The 15,697-nt window shown below is 57.2% G+C and carries 18 protein-coding genes; 1 reads left to right on the top strand and 17 read right to left on the bottom strand.

What is annotated here, in order from left to right; translation table 11 throughout:
* Window positions 1-127: 127 nt before the first annotated feature.
* From H6A25_RS04145 to H6A25_RS04125, 5 genes are all read right to left on the bottom strand, one after another.
* Window positions 128-757 carry an ABC-2 transporter permease gene (locus H6A25_RS04145; RefSeq protein ID WP_204750733.1) on the bottom strand — a complete coding sequence of 210 codons (630 nt, stop codon included), beginning with the start codon at window positions 755-757 and terminating at the stop codon, window positions 128-130.
* Window positions 745-1,614 carry an ABC transporter ATP-binding protein gene (locus tag H6A25_RS04140; protein WP_204750732.1) on the bottom strand — a complete coding sequence of 290 codons (870 nt, stop codon included), beginning with the start codon at window positions 1,612-1,614 and terminating at the stop codon, window positions 745-747. The genes H6A25_RS04145 and H6A25_RS04140 overlap by 13 nt, the downstream gene beginning before the upstream one ends.
* Before the next feature lies 1 nt (window position 1,615).
* Window positions 1,616-1,993 carry a GntR family transcriptional regulator gene (locus tag H6A25_RS04135; protein WP_204750731.1) on the bottom strand — a complete coding sequence of 126 codons (378 nt, stop codon included), beginning with the start codon at window positions 1,991-1,993 and terminating at the stop codon, window positions 1,616-1,618.
* Between the two features lie 329 nt (window positions 1,994-2,322).
* Window positions 2,323-3,099 (bottom strand): uridine phosphorylase, encoded by a 777-nt coding sequence (gene udp, locus H6A25_RS04130; protein ID WP_430651160.1) that lies wholly within the window; start codon window positions 3,097-3,099, stop codon window positions 2,323-2,325.
* Between the two features lie 2 nt (window positions 3,100-3,101).
* Window positions 3,102-3,287, bottom strand: coding sequence for a DUF951 domain-containing protein (locus H6A25_RS04125; RefSeq protein WP_118428662.1), 186 nt, complete (start codon window positions 3,285-3,287; stop codon window positions 3,102-3,104).
* Window positions 3,288-3,414: 127 nt separating this feature from the next.
* Between H6A25_RS04125 and H6A25_RS04120 the strand changes: the two genes are divergently transcribed.
* Window positions 3,415-4,341 carry a S1 RNA-binding domain-containing protein gene (locus tag H6A25_RS04120; protein WP_204750729.1) on the top strand — a complete coding sequence of 309 codons (927 nt, stop codon included), beginning with the start codon at window positions 3,415-3,417 and terminating at the stop codon, window positions 4,339-4,341.
* A 45-nt stretch (window positions 4,342-4,386) separates the two neighbouring features.
* On the opposite strand, the gene rpe is transcribed toward H6A25_RS04120, so the two are convergent.
* From rpe to H6A25_RS04060, 12 genes are all read right to left on the bottom strand, one after another.
* The gene (gene rpe / locus H6A25_RS04115; RefSeq protein ID WP_204750728.1) at window positions 4,387-5,052 is read right to left on the bottom strand and encodes a ribulose-phosphate 3-epimerase; all 666 of its coding nucleotides are present in this window, start codon (window positions 5,050-5,052) and stop codon (window positions 4,387-4,389) included.
* Between the two features lie 190 nt (window positions 5,053-5,242).
* Window positions 5,243-6,193: an AEC family transporter gene (locus tag H6A25_RS04110; RefSeq protein ID WP_204750727.1), complete on the bottom strand. Its 951-nt coding sequence runs from the start codon at window positions 6,191-6,193 to the stop codon at window positions 5,243-5,245.
* A gap of 408 nt (window positions 6,194-6,601) precedes the next feature.
* On the bottom strand, window positions 6,602-6,982 hold the full coding sequence (locus H6A25_RS04105) for a RidA family protein (protein ID WP_204750726.1): 381 nt from the start codon (window positions 6,980-6,982) through the stop codon (window positions 6,602-6,604).
* Between the two features lie 103 nt (window positions 6,983-7,085).
* Window positions 7,086-7,757 (bottom strand): V-type ATP synthase subunit D, encoded by a 672-nt coding sequence (locus tag H6A25_RS04100; protein WP_204750725.1) that lies wholly within the window; start codon window positions 7,755-7,757, stop codon window positions 7,086-7,088.
* A gap of 24 nt (window positions 7,758-7,781) precedes the next feature.
* Window positions 7,782-9,158: a V-type ATP synthase subunit B gene (locus H6A25_RS04095; protein WP_118428668.1), complete on the bottom strand. Its 1,377-nt coding sequence runs from the start codon at window positions 9,156-9,158 to the stop codon at window positions 7,782-7,784.
* Window positions 9,155-10,930: a V-type ATP synthase subunit A gene (locus tag H6A25_RS04090; protein ID WP_204750724.1), complete on the bottom strand. Its 1,776-nt coding sequence runs from the start codon at window positions 10,928-10,930 to the stop codon at window positions 9,155-9,157. The genes H6A25_RS04095 and H6A25_RS04090 overlap by 4 nt, the downstream gene beginning before the upstream one ends.
* A gap of 74 nt (window positions 10,931-11,004) precedes the next feature.
* The gene (locus H6A25_RS04085; RefSeq protein WP_345941578.1) at window positions 11,005-11,325 is read right to left on the bottom strand and encodes a V-type ATP synthase subunit F; all 321 of its coding nucleotides are present in this window, start codon (window positions 11,323-11,325) and stop codon (window positions 11,005-11,007) included.
* A complete protein-coding gene (locus H6A25_RS04080) occupies window positions 11,315-12,313 on the bottom strand; it encodes a V-type ATPase subunit (RefSeq protein WP_204750723.1) in 999 nt (332 codons plus the stop codon). The genes H6A25_RS04085 and H6A25_RS04080 overlap by 11 nt, the downstream gene beginning before the upstream one ends.
* Window positions 12,314-12,325: 12 nt before the next feature.
* The gene (locus H6A25_RS04075; RefSeq protein WP_204750722.1) at window positions 12,326-12,904 is read right to left on the bottom strand and encodes a V-type ATP synthase subunit E; all 579 of its coding nucleotides are present in this window, start codon (window positions 12,902-12,904) and stop codon (window positions 12,326-12,328) included.
* Window positions 12,905-12,917: 13 nt separating this feature from the next.
* A complete protein-coding gene (locus H6A25_RS04070) occupies window positions 12,918-13,412 on the bottom strand; it encodes a V-type ATP synthase subunit K (RefSeq protein WP_204750721.1) in 495 nt (164 codons plus the stop codon).
* A gap of 3 nt (window positions 13,413-13,415) precedes the next feature.
* Window positions 13,416-15,362 carry a V-type ATP synthase subunit I gene (locus tag H6A25_RS04065; RefSeq protein ID WP_204750720.1) on the bottom strand — a complete coding sequence of 649 codons (1,947 nt, stop codon included), beginning with the start codon at window positions 15,360-15,362 and terminating at the stop codon, window positions 13,416-13,418.
* Window positions 15,362-15,667: a V-type ATPase subunit subunit G family protein gene (locus tag H6A25_RS04060; protein ID WP_204750719.1), complete on the bottom strand. Its 306-nt coding sequence runs from the start codon at window positions 15,665-15,667 to the stop codon at window positions 15,362-15,364. The genes H6A25_RS04065 and H6A25_RS04060 overlap by 1 nt, the downstream gene beginning before the upstream one ends.
* Window positions 15,668-15,697: the final 30 nt, after the last annotated feature.

Genomic DNA, 15,697 nt, shown 5'->3' with positions numbered 1-15,697 from the left:
CTTGAACATGTGTATAATTTCGTTTCTTCATGACAAGACCCCCTGATGTAGTCTATTTTCCTACATCAGGGGGTCTTTTGTCACTGTCCGTTTTTACTGGACCTGTTCAGACGGAGAGGGCTTCTTTTTAAAACTCTTTTTTCTCATAGATCCGACGGGAAACCAAATAGGACCCCCACAGCAAAAGCACCAGCAGCAAAGCAAACATCCCGGGCAGAAGTTTCCCCATCCAGGGAGACAGGGTGGGCAGGGCCAGCCCGGAACCAAGGTACCAGAGAAACACTCCCATGGGCACCAAAAAGACCACCATAATGGCCAGACGGCTGCGCTCCACACCCAATTTATAGATGCAGGGGATCATCAGACTGATAATGACGATGCCGGTGACCATCGTGCTTCCCACCAGGGACAAAAGTTCCATCCAGTCGATGCTTTCCCAATAAGCCATAATCCCACCGGCGATCAATGCGCTGACCAGGGCCCCCAGCAACACCATGGCCAGGGAAAGCAGGTATTTGGCCTGGACGCAGGTTTTCCGGGTCACTGGCAAAGTCAGTCCATAGGCATCCCACTTGCAATTTTCGTCATAGGAAAAACTGACCATGCACACAAGGAAACTGGTGACCCCACCCACACCGGATACATAGGAGGGACTTTTGAGAATAAATCCCATGGCCCCCAACAAAACGCAAACGCCCAGCAAACTTTTCAGATATCTGCGCATGGTAAGCAGATCTTTCAGCATCAACCCAACCACGATTCTTCCTCCTTTGCCATCATCACCATGATATCCTCCAGCCGGGCCGGCTCCACCAGAAGGGAGGGTTCCCGCCGGGCTGCCTCCTGCCGGTTATTCACCAGGCCTTTGGCGTGATACCGGCCTTTTCTCATGGCGATGAGCACATCAGGCCCCAAATTTTTCAGCGCTTCTTCTGGTCCCTGGGCCAGGCCATATTCCTCCAGCACCCGGTCTTTCTCCTGGGAAAACACCAGCTTTCCCTCGTGGATGAAGGTGATATAGTCGGCGGCCTGCTCCAGATCGGTGGTGATGTGGGTAGAAAGGAACACTGAGTGCTCCCCATCCTGGATAAATTCCAAAAACAGATCCATCACCTGGGAGCGAGCCACCGGATCCAGTCCGCTCATGGGTTCATCCAGAATCAGCAGCCTGGGGTGGCGGGCCAGAATGGTGGCCAGGCGCAATTTTGTACCCATGCCCTTGGAAAGCTCCCGCAGGTATTTTTTCCGTGGGATCTGGAAGCGATCCAGCAAAAAGGAGTAATACCCTTTATCCCACCGGGGGGTAATGCGGGACAAAATGGAATCCACATCCTGCACCCGGATGACTTCATTGAAAAAGCTGCCCTCCAGGAAAACGCCCACCTGTTCTTTCACCTTTCGCAGGCCATAGCCTTCCTTTTCTCCCAGCAGATGCACCTCTCCGCCGCCCTGCACAAGCCCCAGCAGGCGCTTGATGGTGGTGGTCTTACCGGCGCCATTCTGGCCGATGAATCCCATGATGCAGCCTTGAGGCAGCGTAAAACTCACATTCTCCAGGGCAAATTGTGGATACTGTTTGCTTAAAGAGATTGCTTCAATACTATTTGTATTCATTTTATTTTTCTCCTTGATACAGCTCCTGCAAAAGCCGGGTCAGTTCCGCAAGGCCCATGGCGCAGTTTTTGGCTTCTTCCACACCACGGCGCAGATACTCCTCCACCTGTTTTTGCCGGGCCTGATCCCATGTCCCCTCCGGCCGTGGAGCCACATAGCAGCCCTTTCCCGGCGCGGTGATGACAAACCCTTCCCTTTCCAGCTCTTCATAGGCCCGTTTGGTGGTGATGACGCTGATGCGCAGATCCCGGGCCAGCAGGCGCATGGATGGCAAGGCCGCCCCTTCGCAAAGTTCTCCCCGCAGGATCAGGCCTTTGATCTGCCGGGCGATCTGCTCATAAATGGGCTGGCCGCTTGTTTGACTGATGACGATATTCACGGTGCACCTCGTTGTTATGCTGTATATATACTGTATATACAGTATGCATCCCTTTTTGCTGTTTGTCAAGAAGAAAATAAAAAATGCCAAAGCGGAAACCGCTTTGGCCAGACTGCCGAAAAACTTATATAATGAAAAAGATTTTCTGCCCTACCCCTATAAATTTGCAAAAAGCCGCGACCTGTGCGCGGCTTTTTGCACTTCTCAAGGGACAAGTGTACGCCAAAGGCGTGCACGCAGACCCTTGTAAAAACTGGAAAAATTGGCCGGAGGCCACTTTTTCGACACGCTTGCCAAAGCGGAAACCGCTTTGGCAAAATCCTTTTCCATTACAGCCCTTCTTCCCGGGCGTCCCGGGCGATGAGACACCGGAGTCCTTCCACAGCCGCCCGGATGGCCAGGTCGGTGTCCATGCAGTGGGGGTCGGGCAATCCGGCATTTTTTCTCTCCTGATTCCACAGCACGGCAAACAGGGCTCCGGCCCGCAGCCCCAGCACCGAAGAAACCACAAACAATGCGGCGCTTTCCATCTCGCTGCAAAGGACGCCGGCCTGCTTCCATGCCTTCCATTTTTCTTCCAGTATATGGGCCACCGGCATCCGGGAAGGCTCGTGCTGGCCATAAAAGCTGTCCTTACTCTGCACCACGCCGGTGTGCACACTGGCTCCCGTAGAGGCCGCGCCCTGACGCAGGGCATCGGTCACATCAAAATCAGCCACAGCCGGAAATTCCAGAGGCATATAGTGGAGGCTGGTCCCTTCCTGGCGCACAGCGCTGGTGGCCACCACAATATCTCCGCCCCGCACGGCCAGATCAATTCCCCCGCAGGTACCCACCCGGATCAGGGTATGGGCGCCGCAGGCGGCCAGCTCCTCTACGGCAATGGCCGTACTGGGGCCGCCGATACCGGTGGAACACACCGATACCCGCTGTCCGGCCAATGTGCCGGTATAGGTGACAAATTCCCGGTTCCGGGCCACAAACTCCGCTCCCTCCAGATAGGAGGCAATATGCTGACACCGCTCCGGATCCCCGGGGAGCAGGCAATAGCCCCCCACATCCCCCTGACGCAGGGCAATATGCATTTGCCGGTTCATGACCTCCATGCTCATTCCTCCCTTTTCTCAATGGCGCGGATGCTTTTTTCCGCCTTGAGCCGGGGCACCATCACTTCCCTCCCGCAGCCGCAGCATTTCAGTTTGAAATCCATTCCCACCCGGGTGATCTCAAACCGGTCGCAGCCACAGGGGTGACTTTTTTTCATTTTTACCACATCGCCAACCCGATAATCCACGAAGCTCCCTCCCCAGCACTTGATAGGGGTATTGTACCACAGCCCATTTCAAAAGAAAACAGCAACATCTTAGGGAAACACGCATATAGATGAAAGGCAACGGACAAAACAAAGGAGGAATGAAGATATGCCCCAGGGACCTTATCTGCCGGAAGGATTCCGGCTGAACACCCCGGAAAACCGATGGGTGAATACCCCGGCCGCTATGGATCAGGCCGGGGAGGAAGAACAAATACTGGAAGGCATCGTCACCCGGTGCGACTGTGCCCACAACCTGGTGGTGGACTGCAACGGCATCACCGGTCTGATCCCCCGCAGCGAGGCGGCGCTGGGACTGAGCAGCGGCCGCACACGGGAAATCGCCCTTTTGTCCCGGGTGGGAAAGCCGGTGTGTTTTCAGGTCATCGGTGAGGGAGATGGTCAATATCTGTTTTCCCGGGCCAAGGTGCAGCAAAAAGCTCTGAATTATCTGATGGAACACCTGCTGCCTGGAGATGTGATCTCCGCCCGTGTGACCCATCTGGAGCCCTTCGGGGCCTTTGTGGACATCGGCTGCGGCCTTACTTCCCTGGTGGGCATCGAGCACATCTCGGTGTCCCGCATCGCCCATCCCGCCGAGCGGTTTTACCCCGGCCAATGGATTCATGTGGCTGTGCGGGGAGTGGACCCCTCCCTGGGCCGGGTGCATCTGACCCACCGGGAGCTTTTGGGCACCTGGCTGGAAAACGCCCGGCGTTTTTCCCCAGGGGAAACGGTGAGCGGCGTGGTGCGGGGCAATGAGGACTACGGCGTTTTTGTGGAGCTGAGCCCCAATCTGTCGGGCCTGGCGGAACGGAAAGAAGGCGTTGCCTCCGGCGATGGGGTATCGGTGTACATCAAATCCATTCTGCCGGAAAAGATGAAGGTCAAACTGATCCTGATCGACAAGCTGGAAAGTGCACCCAGCACCCTGATCCGTCCGGAGGATTACCAGATCACCCAGGGACGGCTTCAGCACTTTCTCTATTCTCCACCGGGAAAAGAAGGCCATCTCACCGAAACGGTTTTCTATTAAAAGCCGCAAAAAGCGGAGAGGAAATGAATTCCTCTCCGCTTTTGTTTATCGCAGACCTTCGCAGGCCTTTTTGAACTGAGCGATCCGCGCTTTCGGATCCTCCGCTCCATAGACCGAAGAACCGGCCACCAGGATATCCACCCCGGCCTGATAGGCCAGGGGCGCATTTTCCAGATTGATGCCGCCGTCGATCTCGATCTCACAAGTAAGGCCCCGGCTGTCGATCTCCCGACGCAGCAGCCGCACCTTGTCCAAAGCCTCCGGCATGAATTTCTGTCCACCAAAACCAGGCTCCACCGCCATTACCAGCACCATATCCAGCTGAGGCAGATAGGGGAACAGAGCCTCCGCAGGAGTGGCCGGCTTGATGGTCAGCGCCGCTTTGCGACCGGCGGCCTTTACCTTCTGGATCAGGCTGAACAGGTCCCCCTGGGATTCCACATGGAAATTCACCAGATCAGCCCCTGCCTTCAGAAAATCATCCACATAGTTTTCCGGCTGGGAGATCATCAGGTGCACATCCAGAAAGCCATCGGTGACCTTCCGCAGACACCGGAGCACCGGGGCGCCAAAGGAGATGTTGGGCACAAAATGTCCGTCCATGATATCCACATGGACCCAGTCGGCTCCTCCCTCCAGCACCATCTGCACATCCCGGCCCAGGTTTGCAAAATCAGCGGACAAAATGGACGGGGCAATTTTCACGCTCATGGTTCATTCCTCCTGCAAACTTTTTTACTTTCGCTCCGCCGGTACCCCTGAGGAGACGGCGGCATATACTCTTATTAGCAGCGAAAAATCCCAGTGAGCGGCGCCGTCCCCCAGCGTGCCCGACAATCATCCCGGTCGGCTTTCGCTGCTGTTTATCATAGATGGGCTGCCCCCCAGGGGCAGCCTTTTTTTACATGGGGAACACTTGGTTCAGGCCCATCACCACCAAGGGGATGATGAACACCGACAAAATATTGGACAGGGCCAGGCCCTGGGCAGCTGCCCGGTCATTGCCTCGGTACAGGCCGGAGAGGATGACCGTCTGGTTCATGGCCGGCATGGCCGCCTGGACGCAAAAAACACAGGCCGGCAAAGGGGGAACCTTCATCAAAAGGCAGATCCCGGCGCAGAATACCGGCGCCCACAAAAGCCGGGCGGCCACAGCGCCCACAATGCACCGGGGAGTTTTCAGCACATCCTTGCCCATGCTGGCCAGAAGATAGCCGCACAGAAGCATGGCAATGGGCGAAGTCAAAGCACCAAAATCGGTGAGGGCCGTCTGCAAAAAGGCCGGCACGGGAATGTGGAGCAAAGACACCGCAGCACCCACCAGGAAGGACAGCAGCGGCGGCGAAAAGACTCTCTTGATCTTTTCCGCCCGGGTGATGACGCCGCCCACTGTGCCGCCAGCTGCGATGCGGGGCGCCACCAAAATCCAAAAGACCAGGGTGTTGGCAATGTAATAGGCGGTGACATAAGGAACGCTCACTTCACCGAAGATCTGCATACAAATGGGAAAGCCCATGAGCATGGTGTTGCACATGGCAAAGATGGAAATGAAAATGCCTTCCAAAGCTTTGGGCAGCTTGATCAGTTTGGCAATGCCCAGGGCAATGAAATATCCCCCCAGCTGGGTGACAAAGGGGGCCAGCAGCAGTGTACCACTTTCGGTGATAAACTCCATGGTCACATTCTCGATGGCATTCTCAAAGAGCATGGCCGGGATGGTGTACTTCATGATGAAGGATGTGAGAAAATGATAGTAATCCTCCGTCAGGAATTTTCGTCTGGTCATGAAGGCGCCCAGCAGCATGATGAGCATCAGGGCGAATACGCCGTTAAAGGCGTTTGCAATGGACAAGGCTCTCTCCTCTTTTCTCTTGGCCCCAGGCCGGATTGAACCGCCTGCTTTTTTCTTTGCAGAAAATATCCCCAAGCCCGGCGGCTCTTTTATTATAGCACGGCAGGAAAGCTTTGGGGGACTTTTTTGATTTTTGCCAAAACCTTCTGCCGGGGCACAAAAAAGCCGCCCCATACGGAGCGGCTTAGGCGCTTCGAAAAAGTGGCTTCGGCCACTTTTTCGAGTTTTTGCAAGGAACTGCATGCACGCCTTTGGCGCACACTTGTTCCTTGATAGGTGCAAAAAGCCACGCACAGGTCGCAGCTTTTTGCACATCCATTGGGGACAAGACCATCCAGCCCCTCACACGATATGAAGTTCCCGACAGACAAAAGCCGCCCCATACGGAGCGGCTTTTCAGAAGGTCTCTTACTTCTTCATGGCGATGACTTCGATCTCCACTTTCACATCTTTGGGCAGACGAGCCACTTCCACGCAGGAGCGGGCGGGCAGCACATCGCCGGTGAAGTAGGTGGCATACACCTCATTGATAGCGGCGAAATCATTCATATCCTTGATGAAGACGGTGGTCTTGAACACATCTTCCATGGTGCAGCCGGCTTCGGCCAGAACAGCCTTCACATTTTCCAGAGACTGCTTGGTCTGGGCCTTGACACACTCTTCCACAGCGCCGGTTTCCGGATTGACAGGAATCTGACCGGAAGTATACACCAGATTGCCGGCGACGACGCCCTGGGAATAAGGACCGATAGCGCCAGGAGCTTTTTCTGTTTCGATTTTGGTTACCATGGGAATGACCTTCCTTTCCGATTGGGCCCCTTTCTGAAAAGCGGGCCAGATTTTATTTTTATTGTATACCAAGCCTTGCTTTTTGTCCACTTTCTTTTTCCGCTCAGGCAAGACCGTCCCGGGCCCGCTGGGCTTTGATGTTCTGCTCCACCATCATGTCCTTCACCTTCATCAGCCGGGACAGGTTGCCCCGTTCGTTTTCATCCAGCTTCATGGTGATATACCGGATGGTCTCCTGGAGCTGGGGAATCATTACATATTCCAGAGCATTGACCCGGCGGCGGGTCTTTTCGATCTCCTGGGCCAGGAGCTTTACGGTTTTTTCCATTTCCGCCAGACGGAGCATATCCTCCAGCGTCCCGGCCAGCTGGAAAACGGCGTCGTCCAGCTCGCCGCTGGTGGCGGCAAAGCCATAGGGATAGATATCCGCCTTGTCGTCCGTTTTGGTGATCACATCGTACATGGGCACATCCACCGACATAATGTTGCGGAACTTCATCTCGATGCCCACTCTCTGCTTGGGATAGAGAAAGGTCTGCTCCAGCATTTCCGGGGGCATCACCGCACCGGCGGCCTGGAATCCGGCATAGGATTCCGTCAGGGCTTTTTCCACTCCCAGCCGCAGCTTTTCGCTGACCCGGACGATATCCAGGAACTGCTTCATCAGCTCGTCCCGCTTGTCTTTCAGCAGCTTATGCCCCCGGCTGGCTGTGGCAAGGCGCTTTTTCAGCCGGGTCAGCTCCATGCGTGTAGGGTTTACATTGAGCCTGGCCATCTGCATTCCTCCTTATTGCCCATCTCAATCCTTGGCGGGATAATATTTGTCGATAAATTCCGGCTTGATCCGCTTCAGCTCGGTCTTGGGCAGAATGCTCAGCAGTTTCCACCCCAGATCCAGCGTCTCTTCGATGGTGCGGTTTTTATCATAGCCCTGGGACACATATTCCCGCTCAAAGGCATCGGCAAACTGGGCATAGAGCTTGTCGGTATCGGTGAGGGCGGCCTCTCCCAGAATGGTCATCAACTCTTTGGCGTCCTTGCCCCGGGCATAGGCGGCAAACAGCTGGTTCATGGTCCCGGCGTGATCCTCCCGGGTCTTGCCCTTGCCGATACCCTTGTCCTTCAGACGGGACAGGGAGGGCAGCACATCGATGGGCGGGGTAATGTCTTTCCGGTAAAGCTCCCGGGAAAGAATGATCTGCCCCTCGGTGATGTAGCCGGTCAGGTCGGGAATGGGATGGGTCTTGTCGTCTTCGGGCATGGAGAGGATGGGCACCATGGTGATGGAGCCTTCCTTGTCCAGCAGCTTTCCGGCCCGTTCATACATGGTGGCAAGGTCGGTGTAAAGGTAGCCGGGATAGCCCCGGCGTCCGGGCACTTCCTTCCGGGCGGCGGACACTTCCCGGAGAGCCTCGGCGTAGTTTGTGATATCGGTGAGGATGACCAGTACATGCATCCCCTGCTCAAAGGCCAGGTACTCCGCCGCAGTCAGCGCCATACGGGGAGTGGCGATCCGTTCGATGGCCGGATCGTTGGCCAGGTTCAAAAAGAGCACGGTACGGTCGATGGCGCCGGTGCGCTTGAAGTCGGAGACGAAGAAATCGGCTTCCTCAAAGGTGATGCCGATGGCCGCAAAGACCACGGCAAACTTGGCATCGCTGCCGGGCACCTGGGCCTGACGGGCGATCTGGGCGGCCAGCTGGGCATGGGGCAGGCCGGAACCGGAGAAAATGGGCAATTTCTGTCCTCTGACCAGTGTATTCAGGCCGTCGATGGCCGACACACCGGTCTGGATAAACTCCGAAGGATAGTCCCGGGCCGCCGGGTTCATGGGGGTGCCGTTGATGTCCAGATACTGTTCGGCCAGGATCTCCGGGCCTCCGTCTTTGGGATGACCCATGCCGTCGAACACCCGGCCCAGCATATCGGGGGACACTCCCAGCTCAATGCCATGGCCCAGGAAACGCACCTTGGACTGGGCCAGATTGATGCCGGCGGAGCTTTCGAACAGCTGCACCAGGGCGTTGGAGCCGTCCACTTCCAGCACCTTACACCGGCGCACCTCCCCCGAAGGCAGCTCGATTTCCGCCAGCTCGTTGTAGGTGACCTTGTCCACGCCCTGCACCAGCATCAGCGGGCCGGCCACTTCCTGTATGGTACGGTATTCTTTGATCATGCCTCTTTACCTCCCTGGGAAATCTGAGCGATCTGCTGCCGGATATCGGCTTCGATCTGGTCGTACTGCTCCTTGTAGATCTCCTTGGGCACATCCTTGGCCCGGCCGATGCGGGCCCGGGCGGGAATGTCGAAAATGGGCTGCATGGGAGCGCCCTTGCGCAGGGCTTCCCCGGCTGTCTCATAATAGAACAGAATCAGCTCCAGCAGACGGAACTGCTTGTCGATCTCACAATAGGAATCGGTATCGCTCATGGCGTTCTGCTGCAAGAAGTCCTCTCTTATCATCTGGGTGGTTTCCATCACCAGACGGTCGGCGGGAGACAGGGCATCGATGCCCACCAGCTTGACGATTTCGTCCAGTTCGTTTTCCTGCTGGAGAAGCTTCATGGCTTCGTTGCGGTTCTTGATGAAGTTCTGGTTGATGTTGTCCTCATACCAGGAGCGCAGCCGGTCGAAATACAGAGAGTAGCTGCTGAGCCAGTTGATGGCGGGGAAATGCCGCCGGTAGGCCAGCGAGCTGTCCAGGCCCCAGAACACCTTGACGATACGCAGGGTGGCCTGGCTGACAGGCTCGGAAATATCGCCACCCGGAGGGGATACGGCGCCGATGGCCGACAAGGTTCCCTCTCTGCCGTCGCTGCCCAGGCAGATTACACGGCCTGCCCGTTCATAGAACTGGGCCAGACGAGAGGCCAGGTAGGCAGGATAGCCCTCTTCACCGGGCATTTCTTCCAGACGGCCGGACATCTCACGGAGAGCCTCGGCCCAGCGGGAAGTGGAGTCGGCAATGACCGCCACATTGTAACCCATGTCCCGGTAATATTCCGCGATGGTGATGCCGGTGTAAACCGAAGCTTCCCGGGCGGCCACAGGCATATCGGAGGTGTTGGCGATAAGCACCGTCCGCTTCATCAGGCTTTCGCCGGTGCGGGGGTCTTTCAGCTGGGGGAACTCCCGCAGCACATCGGTCATTTCATTGCCCCGCTCGCCGCAGCCGATGTAGATCACGATGTCCACATCGCTCCACTTGGCCAGCTGGTGCTGGGTCACCGTCTTGCCGCTGCCGAAGGGGCCGGGGATGGCCGCCGTGCCGCCCTTGGCAATGGGAAAGAATGTATCCACGATCCGCTGGCCGGTGACCATGGGGAATGTGGGAGCCAGCTTTTCCTTGTAGGTCCGCTCCACACGCACCGGCCACTTCTGTACCATGGTCAGCTCATGAAGCTGGCCTTTTTCGTCCTCGATGACGGCCACCACATCGGTGATGGTGTGTTTGCCGCCCCGCACTTCCTTCACTGTGCCCCGGATGCCCACAGGCACCATAATCTTGTGCAGTACAATGATGGTCTCCTGCACTGTGCCCAGCACATCACCGGGCTCCACCTTGTCCCCGGCTTTGGCCGTGGGGGTAAACTCCCACTCTGCCTCCCGGGAGATAGGGTCTACCTGGATGCCCCGCTTGATGGTATTGCCCACCTGGCGGCGGATGTCCTCCAGGGGGCGCTGGATGCCGTCATAGATCTGACCGATCAGACCCGGCCCCAGCTCCACAGACAGAGGCGCACCGGTGGACACCACATCTTCCCCGGTGCCGATGCCTGCGGTTTCCTCATACACCTGGATGGAGGCCTTGTCGCCCCGCATCTCGATGATCTCGCCGATCAGGTGCTGGGGACCCACCCGCACCACATCGAACATATTGGCGTGGGCCATGCCCTCGGCAATGACCAGGGGGCCCGCCACCTTGATGATCTTTCCTTTTTTATCCATTCAATCAGCAACCTTCTTTCTCTTGCAGGCAGGTTTTCTCCTGCCGTGAAACGGTCACTCCCCGAAAATCGGGGTCACTGTTTTTTGAGGATGTCGGCGCCCACGGCCCGCTCCACCGCCTGGTGAAGCCCTTGCAGCCCGATCCCCAGGCTCCCCTTCTGGGAAGGGATGGGGATGACGGCCACGGTGGGCTCGTCGTTATAGCGGCCGATATCCTGGGGGATGAGGGCGGCCAGCTGCTCGGTAATATAAATGACGGCATAACCCGTCTCTGCCAGCTTGTGCAGCTGCCGGGCGGCCTCCTTCTCTTCGCTCACCGCCACGGTGGTCAGGCCCACCGCTTTGAATCCCATCACCGTCTGGCTGTCGCCGATCACAGCCGCTCTATACAGCATAACAGATCCTCAGCCTTTCCATGATCTTATCCTGGCTCAGTCCGGCGTTTTTCCCCGCCAGCACCGAGCGAACTGCATTGTATTCCGCCTCGCAGGCCAGCAGATAACCGATAACGGTCTCTTCCCCAAAGGGGACTTTGCTGGCAAAACGGGCATATTCGATCAGCAGATCGTCACAGGCCTTGTCCAAAAGGGCAAAACCCCCGCCTTCCAGAGCGTCCAGCGCCTGGCTTTCCAGCGTCTCCAGGCAGGTCCCGGCCAGCACATGGGGCAGTTCCTCCCGGGTGAGCGGCTGATAAAAGACCTCTTCCGGTATGGTCCCGCCGGACAAAATGGCCCGCTGGGCATAATCCAACCCTTTGCCCATGCGTCCCAGACGCAGGGCCGTGCGCAAATTGCAGCAATCGATGGTCCTCTGCACATACCCTGTGAGAAAACCGCTGCCGCTGTCTTTGGCCTTTTTCAGTGTCTCTTCCTTTTCCGCCCGGTCCAGCACCATATCGCTGAGCTGGGGGTCACCGGTGCGCTCCAGCATCTCCTTGGCTTTTTCCACAGCCTGAGCCATCACCGGGTCCATCCCTTCCAGGTCTCCTTCCCGGATCATGCGCAGAAGTTCCCGGGGCGGAATCAGACCGGCAGCAGACAAAAGCCGGGTAGGATCCACCTGCTGGGCGTCCCCTTTTAGGATGGCCTTGATGTTGTGATAATCGTATTTCAGCCGGAATACTTCGATCATCTCCGGCCTGGGACAATGGGCATATAAAAGCTCCATCATCTGCTGGCGGCGCTGGGAGATAACCTGCTCCAGCTGCAGCATATCCCGCCAATCAAAGGCGGGCCAGCCCTTTTCCTCCAGGAGCTTTTCCGCTTCCTGGGCGTCTTTGCTCTCAGCCAGACGATACAGCTGGGTGCTGTTCATCAGCTGCCCTTCCACACAGCGGATCCGGGTGCTGATGTGCAGATAATCGGTATCCTTGGTTCTTTTCAACAGGCTCCCTCCTTAAAAGAGGATGGCCGCCACTTGGCTGGCCGTCTCCTCTTCCAGCAGGTGCACAGCGGTCTCCAAAGCACAGTTGATCTCCACCGGCCCCTGACGCAGCACAAATCCGCCGGCGATCTTCTTTTCTTCCTGACCCAGGGTAAAGGCGGCGCCCAGTTTCTCATTCATCTGTGCCACCAGGCTTTCACCCAGCCGGGCCTTATCCCGGGCATTGAGCAGAATCTCTCCCTGCATTTCCCCGGTCTCCCGGCATATTTTCACCAAAAGAGCGCAGTAATCCCCTTCCTCCAGGGACAAAAGCCGCCGGAGAGCCAGATCATAGGCTTTTTCGATCTGCTGCCGCCGGGCTGCAAGCAAGCCTTTCTTGTTTTCCAGAAGAGCGGTGCGTTCGCTGCGGCGAAGCAGTTCCTCCGCCCGGGCCTGTGCCTCTTTTTTCAGGCTTTCCTCTTGCATCTGCGTCTGCTGTGCAGCCTTTTCTCCGATGCGGGCGGCCTGCTGGCGGGCTTCTTCCAGAATTTTTTCTGCCTTGGCCTTGGCCTCATCCACAATGCTGCGAGAAATGTTTTCGATGCCTTTCATGGCGCTGCCTCGATCAGACCGCCATGCTGCCCACGCCGAAGACCGCCAGAACGGAAATCAGCAGAGCCAGAACCGCATAGGTTTCCACCAGACCGGCGCTGATAACGCCCTTCATGGCATCATCGGGCTTCTTGGCCACGATGTTCATGGCAGCGGCAGCCACACGGCCCTGGCGGATGGCAGAATAATAACCCACGATGGCAATGGGCATGGCGGCAAAGAAATAGGCCACGCCCTGAATGAAGGGCAGGCTGCCGTCCAGCACAGCGGGGTTGGTAAACAGGATCAAAAAGGCAACCAGCAGGCCATAGATGCCCTGGGTGCCGGGCAGCGCCTGAAGCAGCAGAACCTTGCCGAACTTGGTGGGATCTTCTGTCAGAATGCCAGTGCCGGCCTCACCGGCCATGCCCACGCCCTTGGACGAGCCCATACCGGCCAGAATCACCGCCAGAGCGGCGCCCAGGATTGCAAATGTGGTACCTGTAAACAAGCTCGAAAACCATGCCATAACTTAGTCCTCCTCGATAACCTCTACATACTTTGTTTTTGTTTTCAGCGGATGCATGCTCCGCCCGCCATCCTCGTAAAACCGGCCGAAGAACTCGATGTATTGCAAGCGGCTGGTGTGGACATACGCCCCCAGTACGCTGATGGCAATGTTGAAGGTATGGCCGATAACGGCCACCACGATAAAAATCAGGGCGCCTTTCAGCCCCTGTCCTCCCATGGCCCCCATTTTGTTGACCACAGATCCCACCACAGCGCCGGAAAGCCCCAGAGCCATGATACGGGAATAGCTGAGAAGATCGGACACAAAACCGGTGATACTGTACAGTTTTCCCAGGCCGCCGGTGATGCGCCCCAGGCCCTTCTTGTCCCGGCCGCCCAGAAGGAGCAGGATCAGAACGCCTGCCAGAGCGATCCACTGGCCCAGGCCGATGCCCGCCACCGCAAGACCGGCTCCGGCAAAAATAAGATACCAGCCGCCTGTGTCACACAAAGCGCCCAGATAATCTCCCTGGCGGATCTGCCGCCAGGCGGCCACCGCCATACCGGTGAGGATCTGAATGCCGCCCAGAACCATGGAAAAGATCAGCATTTTCATCGGCTCTTCCATGGGATTGAACCAAAGTGGCGGCAGATTCACCCGTTTTCCCAGCACCGCTTCGGTGAAGGCGGGCACTGCATCGCCCAGCCATCCTCCCATCAGCACGCCGGCCACGATGGTGCCCAGACCGCAATAAAAGAATAGGGTGAGCATCTGACGCATGGTTCCCTTGGGTTTGAGCAGTTTGAGTCCCAGGAAACACCCCAGCGCAATCAGGATGCCATATACCGCATCTCCCATGATAAAGGCGAAGAATGTGACATAAAAAGGCACCATCAGAGGGTTGGGGTCCACCAGGCTGCCATAACGGGGCATGCCATACATCTCGGTGATGGCATAAAAGGGCTCAGCAATCGGTCCGTTCTCCATGGCCGTAGGGGGATTTTCCCCTTCCTGGGGGTCATCCATGCTGTAAGCACAGCCTTCCCTTTCCAGCACCTTTTCCACCCGCGCCTCAGCCTTTTTCGGCAGCCAGCCGGTGATGATCACAGTGTTTTTCGTACGCACCAGCCCGGAAAGCAGCTGGTCCTCCTCCGCTTCCATGGCATAGGCATCCAATGCCTGCTCCATGGCCCGGTAGGCATCGCCCCGTTCCCTGATCTTTCCGATCAGCTCCTGCCGCTGTTTTTCCAGCTGGGCTATCTGCTTTTCCAGAGCACAGATACACTGGGCAGGAGTCCCTTCCCCGTCCTGAGAAACCTGGGCAAAGCCCCGCTGCTTGATGAGGGCCATGGCCTGATCCCTGCAGCTTTGGTGAATGAGGAAGGTGACATAATGCTGTTCATTGTCCGAGGAAACCCGTTCCATCTCACAGGCCGGAGCCTTTTCCGCCAGTTCCTCTTCCAGCTCTTTCAGGTCGGCCGCCCCGGGCAGCACGCCCCGGAGATATTCCACCGCGCCTTCCATCCGGTATTCCAGGGGAACATCCAGATCTTTCCACGGTTTCAGCTGGGCCATATTCCCTTCCAGCCGCCCGATCTCTCCCAGCAGACGGTTCATCTCTTGGGCGGCCTTATTGATCTGCCGGGCAGCGGAAAGAGCCTCATCCAGCACCTTTTCATCGTAAAGCTGCTGCTGGGTGACTTTCGGCTTCCCTGCCAGCAAAGACCGGCCTGGCGGCGGAACATACCGTCCCAGAACCTCCATGGCCTGGGTGATGGAATCCATATATTCCCTGGCTCCGGTGTTTTCCGCTACCGTGTTTTCCAACACATTTTCCTGTTCAAAATCGGTGGACTCCCGGGCGGTCTCCACCTCTACGCAGCCCTCCCGCCGCAGCTGACGCAAAAGGCTGCGGCGCCTGCTTTGCAGCACAACGGCCCGCAGGCGCTTCATCTCCACAAGCGCCATCAGCTAACGACCCTTTCCATAATGAATTTCACCGCTTTTTCCATATTGCTCTCAGCCGATGCAGCGATCTGGCTGCACTGTTTTTCCGTTTTGTCCCGCAGTCCTTCCGCCTGGCGCTCTGCCTCCTTCTGAGCCTGGGCCAGCAGGTCTGCCGTCTCATTCCGGGATTTTTCCCGGCTTTGCTCCCGCAGACGGGCGGCATCGTTTTCCGCTTGCTCCACCATATTTCTGGCCTCCTGGCGGGCCTTCTCCAGCAACTGCGCCGCCTGGCGCTCTGCCTGCTCCACCTGCTCAATGGCTTTCATGGACACTCTATCACCTTCTCCTTTTCAGGC

It is taken from the genome of Intestinimonas butyriciproducens (assembly GCF_016901775.1).
Classification (GTDB): Bacteria; Bacillota; Clostridia; order Oscillospirales; family Butyricicoccaceae; genus Pseudobutyricicoccus.
This window is presented reverse-complemented; position numbering and strand designations above follow the sequence as displayed.